Below are 6,225 nucleotides of genomic sequence, written 5' to 3'. Positions count from 1 at the left end.
TTTGAGGTGAGGAGAGCGAGGCCTGTACGGCCTCACGTATAAATGCTTCGGTATAGCGTGGACTATTCTTGAACTTCATGACACCTTCTCCTAAAAAAAAGGTGTCTACTTTTTTAGGGCCGCTCCATGTGAATGGCTAGTTGTGAATGGCTAGTTGTGAATAGCTAGTTGTGAATGGCAAAACGCCGCCCGGTGTGGGCGGCGTTTTTTATGCGGGATGGATTGGCGGCTTGGCCGTCAGTCTTCCTGCTTACTGCCGGACTTCCACGACCAGTCGCGCCAGCGTAGGTCGAAGAGATCCTTGCGGCGGTCTTTGAGGTTGGTGACCGAGCCTTCGGCGCGCACCACGGTGAGGCGGGTGAGGTCCAAGTCGGAGAAGAAGATCATCTCCGTGTTGGGCGTGGTTTCGGCCAGCACCGCATCGTGGGGGAACGCGAAGTCGGAGGGCGTGAACACCGCCGACTGCGCGTATTGGATATCCAGGTTCTCGATGGACGGCAGGTTGCCGACGCTGCCGCAAATCACCACGTAGCACTCGTTTTCGATGGCGCGGGCCTGGGCGCAGTGGCGTACCCGCAGGTAGCCGTTTTTGGTATCGACCCAGAACGGCACGAAGAGAATGTCCATGTCCTGATCGGCCAGCAGGCGGCCCAGCTCCGGGAATTCCACGTCGTAGCAGATGAGAATGCCCACTCGGCCCGCGTCGGTGTCGAAGACCTGCAGATTGTCGCCCCCTTCGATCACCCAGTCGCGGCGCTCCTGCGGGGTGATATGTAGCTTGAGCTGCTTCTCGACCTCGCCATCGCGGTGGAACAGGTACGCTACGTTATAAAGACGGTCGTCTTCGCCCACCTCGATCATCGAGCCACCGATGATATTGATGTTGTAAGAGACCGCCATGCGGGAAAGCTCGCTCTTGAAGCGGTCGGTAAAGCCCGCCAAAAAGCGAATGGCCGCCGTTTGGTCTTTTTGGGCAGCCCGGTCCTGAAGCCCCATGAGTGGCGTGGTGAACAGCTCCGGGAAAACGGCAAAGTCGCTCTGATAATCCGACAAAGCATCGACGAAATACTCGATTTGCTGCAGCGCAGCCTCCACGGAGGCGAACTCACGCATTTGCCACTGCACCGCGCCCACGCGTACCTGAGTGGGGCGAGTGTCCAGCACGTTTTCAGCGGGCTCGAACAGAATGTTGTTCCACTCCAACAGCGTGGCGTAGCCTCGGGACTGCTCATCTTCCGGCAGGTACTTGCGTAACAGACGTTTGACCTGGAAGTCGTTGGCAAGCTGGAACGACAGAATCGGATCGTAAATCTCTTTGCGGGAGACTTTGTCGATGTACTGGGCAGGCGTTAGCTCGACGGCGTGCTGGTGATACTCGGGAATACGTCCGCCCGCCAAAATAGCCCGCAGGTTGAGCGAACGGCACAGCTCTTTACGCGCTTCGTACAGGCGGCGGCCCAGGCGGTAGCCGCGATAGTCTGGGTGGATCAGTACATCCAGCCCGTACATGGCATCGCCTTCCGGATCGTTCAGGATGATTTCACGATGGCCGATCAAATCGTCGTATTTGTGCGGGTTGGAGAACTCGTCGTAATCCACCTGCACGGTGAGCGCCACGCCGACCAGCACGCCATCGTCCTCGATAGCAATCTGACCATCAGGAAATTCTTGGATCAGCTTATCGATGGTGTGCTTGGGCCAAGCGCCACCAATGTCGTGATACACCGCGTCCATCAGCGACTTCAACTGATCGTAGTCGTCGCTGGCGAGGTTACGCAGATTGAGGTGCAGGTCTTCTAGGGACATAGTTCAGGGGTACCCAGTCGTCGAATGGAGATAGCCTAGTGTATCACTGCTGGGCGCTGCGCGTTTTATGCGGCGCGGCGGCGCGTACCAGCGGGCGCGTCAGCGTTTGGGCCATGATCACCCCGGCGAGAATCAGCAGGCCGCCAATGAAGTGGAAGCCCGATACCTGCTCACCCAATAGCGCCATGGCAATCAGCGCACTAAATAATGGCATGAGGTTGATGAAAATACTCGATTGATTGGCACCGATCTGGCGTACGGCGCGCATCCATAAAAACGTGGTGATGACCGAGGCGGGAATGCCCGCGTACAGGATCAGCCAAACGTTCTGCCCATCCACCGGTGTCATGGGGCCCATGAGATAGGGCGGCAGCAAGAACAACACGGCAAAACAGACCTGGGCATAGAGCATGACCCAAGGAGGCAGATTCATCGCCCAGCGTTTGAGCATCACGCCATAAAGCGCATAGCAAGTGGCGGCGACCACCATTAACGCGTCGCCCTGCGCCACCTCTAACTGCAGCAGAGAAAGTGGGTTGCCGCGGCCCAGCAGCACGGTGACGCCGATAAAGGCGAGCACGCCGCCTACGACACCGCCCAGCGTTGGGGGTTCCTTGAGAATCAAGGCGCTGAGTAGCACCGTCAGGAGCGGAACCATGGCGGCTAAAATGCCCATGTTGGTCGCGGTGGTGGTCTCTGCAGCCACGTAGGCCAGCCCTTGCCACAGCCCCATGCCCAGCAGCCCCAGCAGCGCCAGTTTCGGCCAGTTACGCACTATTTCCTCACGGTGGCGCAGAGCGGCAGGCAGCACGAAGGGCGTCATGACCAGCAGCGCGAGCAGCCAGCGCAAAAAGGCGATGCTGCTGGGGGCAATCGCCCCAACGGTCAGCTGGTTGATGGTCATGTTGCCCGACCAGATCAACACCGTGGCCAGCGGGGGTAAAAAGTACATCAACGGCATAGCGGCTTCCCTTAACTCGGTCCCTTATCGTTAGCCGGTTAATGTGACGCGCTTTGCTACGATGAGCAAGGGGCAGCGGCGTTTCGTGGTAGACCAAAGAGCAGGTCAACGAGCCGCCTAAAAGGCTGTACGTCGAACGCGCCATGTCATACGCTTGTTTGAATATGAGAGGCTAGCCACATCGATAACATTAAAGGAGCGCCGTGATGCACCCAGCGCCAGCTTATCCGCACCTGTTTCGACCGCTGACCGTCGGTCATTTGACGCTGCCCAATCGCGTTTTGATGGGGTCCATGCACACAAATTTGGAAGAGGCGCCGAACGGTTTCGAGCGTTTGGCTGCGTTCTATGCAGAGCGGGCGCGGGCGGGGGTCAGCCTTATCGTGACGGGAGGCATCGCGCCGAACGCCGAAGGCGCCGTCTTTCAGGGAGCCAATGCGCTGACGGACGCCTCGCAGGTAGCGGCGCACCGCCAGGTGGTCGAGGCGGTTCACGCCGAAGGCGGCCATTTATGTATGCAGATTCTGCATGCGGGGCGCTACGCCTACTCTCCGGAGTTGGTCGCTCCTTCAGCGCTGCAGGCACCGATCAACCCCTTTACGCCCCGGGCGCTCTCCAGCGACGACGTCGAGCAGCAAATCGACGACTACGTTCGCTGCGCCATCCTGGCGAAACAGGCGGGCTACGATGGCGTCGAGGTGATGGGATCGGAAGGCTACTTGATCAACCAGTTCATCTGCCGGCGTACCAACCAGCGTGATGACGACTGGGGGGGAGATTTCGAGCGGCGCATGCGTTTCCCCGTCGAGATCGTCAAGCGTATTCGCCAAGCCGTGGGCGAGCGCTTCCTGCTGATCTTCCGGCTCTCGATGATCGATTTGGTAGAGGAGGGCAGCTCCTGGGAAGAAGTCGTGCAGCTGGGCCAAGCCATCGAAGCCGCTGGCGCCAACGTCATCAATACCGGCATTGGCTGGCACGAGGCGCGGGTGCCGACCATCGTGACCAGCGTGCCCCGGGCCGCATTTACCGAGGTGTCTCGGCGCATGCGTGCGGCCCTGTCGATTCCGTTGATCACCACCAACCGTATCAATATGCCCGAGGTGGCCGAGCGGGTGCTGGCAGAAGGCCATGCGGACATGGTGTCGATGGCGCGCCCGTTTTTGGCAGACCCTGAGTGGGTACGCAAAGCGCAGGCGGGCTTGGCGGATGAGATCAATACCTGCATTGCCTGTAACCAAGCCTGTCTGGACCACACCTTCATGGGTAAGTTGACCTCCTGCTTGGTCAATCCCCGCGCTTGCCACGAAACCGAGATTACCCTGACACCGACGCAAACGCCTAAGCGGGTCGCGGTCGTTGGCGGCGGCCCGGCGGGGTTGGCGACGGCCGTGGCGGCGGCCAGCCGTGGCCACGCCGTGGTGCTGTTCGAGCGGCGCAGCGAGCTGGGCGGACAGTTCAATTACGCTCGTAAAATTCCTGGAAAGGAAGAGTTCAACGAAACGCTGCGTTACTTCCGTGTGATGCTGGAGAAACACGCGGTGGATGTGCGTCTGAATACCGAGGCCACCGTAGACGCATTGGCGGATTTCGATGAGATCGTGGTGGCCACTGGAGTGATGCCCCGTGAACTGGCGCTGTTGGGCGCCGGCCATCCCTGCGTGTTGAGCTATGCCGAGGCGATCGAGCAGCCCGAGCGGGTGGGGCAACGCGTGGCGGTCATTGGGGCAGGCGGAATTGGCTTCGATGTGTCTGAGCTGCTGTCTCACGAAGGCCACCCTGCTACGGATATCGACGCGTGGTGCGATGAATGGGGCGTGGATTTGGCAGTGGGCGAGCGAGGCGGCTTGAAAGCGCCACAGCCGCCGCGCTCACCGCGCAGTATCGTCATGCTGCAGCGTAAAAGCTCCAAGCCAGGCAAAAACTTAGGCAAAACCACGGGCTGGGTACATCGTGCTTCTCTAAAGCAGCGGGGTGTGCAGACGCTCACCGGCTGCGAATACGTGCGTATCGATGATGCCGGGTTGCATATTCGTCGCGACGGACAGGAGCAAGTGATCGAGGTGGACACCGTCGTAGTGTGCGCAGGGCAGGAGTCCGTGCGCGATTTGATAGCGCCGCTCACCCAGTTAGGTGGCCGCGTGCATGTCATTGGTGGCGCAGCAGAAGCGGCCGAGTTGGATGCCAAACGTGCCATCGATCAAGGCACGCGGTTGGCGGCAGCGCTGTAACGCGCATCGAGAGCGTGACGTTAACGGCACAATGGCGATAGACTGATGAATCACCCTAACTACTAAGCCACGTTAGGGATTTAAGGCGCAGGTGGCACCCAGCCTGCGCCGCACGACCGTCAGACATAAGGATTATCGTCATGCCCTCGGAGTGTACCCCACGATTTCTAGCCAGTGACAACACCTCCGGTATCTGCCCGGAGGCGATGCAGTACTTACTCGAAGCCAATCAGGCGGATGACCTCGCCTACGGCAATGACCGCTGGACCGCCCGTGCCGCCGACCGTTTTCGGGAAATGTTCGACTACGACTGCGACGTGTTTTTCGTGTTCAACGGCACTGCAGCCAATTCACTGGCGCTCTCCGCGATGGGGCGCAGCTACCACAGCGTGATTTGTCATGAGCTGGCACATATCGAGACCGACGAGTGTGGCGGCCCTGAGTTCTTTTCCAACGGTGCGAAGTTGCTCACCTCGCCGGGGGCAAATGGCAAGTTGACGCCCAAGGGGATCGAAGCGCTGGTCACCAAGCGTAGCGACATTCACTATCCGAAACCGAAAGTCGTTTCGCTCACCCAGGCCACCGAAGTGGGTACCGTCTATTCTCGCGAAGAGCTGCTGGCCATTCGCGCCATGGCAGATAAGCATGACCTTCGGCTGCACATGGACGGTGCACGCTTTGCCAACGCTTGCGCAAGCCTCAATGCATCGCCAGCAGAGCTGACGTGGCAAGTGGGCGTCGATGCACTGTGCTTCTCGGGCACCAAGAACGGCTTGGCGTTTGGTGAGGCGATCCTATTCTTCAATCGCGAATTGGCGGAAGACTTCTCCTACCGATGCAAGCAGGCGGGGCAGCTAGCATCGAAAATGCGCTATGTCTCTGCGCCGTGGTTGGGCTTGCTGGAGAGCGGGGCCTGGCTGACCAACGCCGAACATGCCAACGCCATGGCGCGTTATCTATCGGAAGGGCTACAGGCGCTGCCGGGTGTCTCGCTGATGTTCCCCACCCAGGCGAACAGCGTGTTCGTTGAATTGCCGCCTCACGCCATCGAAGCGTTGAAAGCCAAAGGATGGACCTTTTATACCTTCATCGGTGCTGGCGGAGCGCGGTTCGTCTGCGCTTGGAACACCACCGTTGAATTGCTCGATCAGCTATTGGCCGATGTGAAAGAGGTACTAGGATAGCCTGGCCAAGCGGCTAGAGCACTGCTTACACGCCACCTAAAAGGTG

General features: G+C 59.5%; 4 protein-coding genes. 2 read left to right on the top strand and 2 right to left on the bottom strand.

Annotated elements, in window-relative coordinates:
* Window positions 1-237: 237 nt before the first annotated feature.
* Together MHM37_RS15305 and MHM37_RS15300 are read right to left on the bottom strand one after the other, a co-directional pair.
* Window positions 238-1,806, bottom strand: coding sequence for a bifunctional GNAT family N-acetyltransferase/carbon-nitrogen hydrolase family protein (locus tag MHM37_RS15305; RefSeq protein WP_139526787.1), 1,569 nt, complete (start codon window positions 1,804-1,806; stop codon window positions 238-240).
* A gap of 43 nt (window positions 1,807-1,849) precedes the next feature.
* Entirely contained in the window at window positions 1,850-2,767 is a 918-nt protein-coding gene (locus tag MHM37_RS15300; protein WP_139526789.1) for a DMT family transporter, read from the bottom strand.
* Window positions 2,768-2,973: 206 nt separating this feature from the next.
* Between MHM37_RS15300 and MHM37_RS15295 the strand changes: the two genes are divergently transcribed.
* The gene (locus tag MHM37_RS15295; protein ID WP_153843767.1) at window positions 2,974-4,995 is read left to right on the top strand and encodes an NADPH-dependent 2,4-dienoyl-CoA reductase; all 2,022 of its coding nucleotides are present in this window, start codon (window positions 2,974-2,976) and stop codon (window positions 4,993-4,995) included.
* A 140-nt stretch (window positions 4,996-5,135) separates the two neighbouring features.
* Complete coding sequence (locus MHM37_RS15290; protein ID WP_139526792.1) at window positions 5,136-6,179, top strand: low specificity L-threonine aldolase; 1,044 nt, start codon at window positions 5,136-5,138, stop codon at window positions 6,177-6,179.
* Window positions 6,180-6,225: the final 46 nt, after the last annotated feature.

Source organism: Halomonas sp. MMH1-48 (assembly GCF_022348105.1).
Lineage (GTDB): Bacteria > Pseudomonadota > Gammaproteobacteria > Pseudomonadales > Halomonadaceae > Vreelandella > Vreelandella piezotolerans.
Note: the sequence above shows the minus strand (reverse complement) of the source record. Positions and strands in the feature narration are given on the sequence as shown.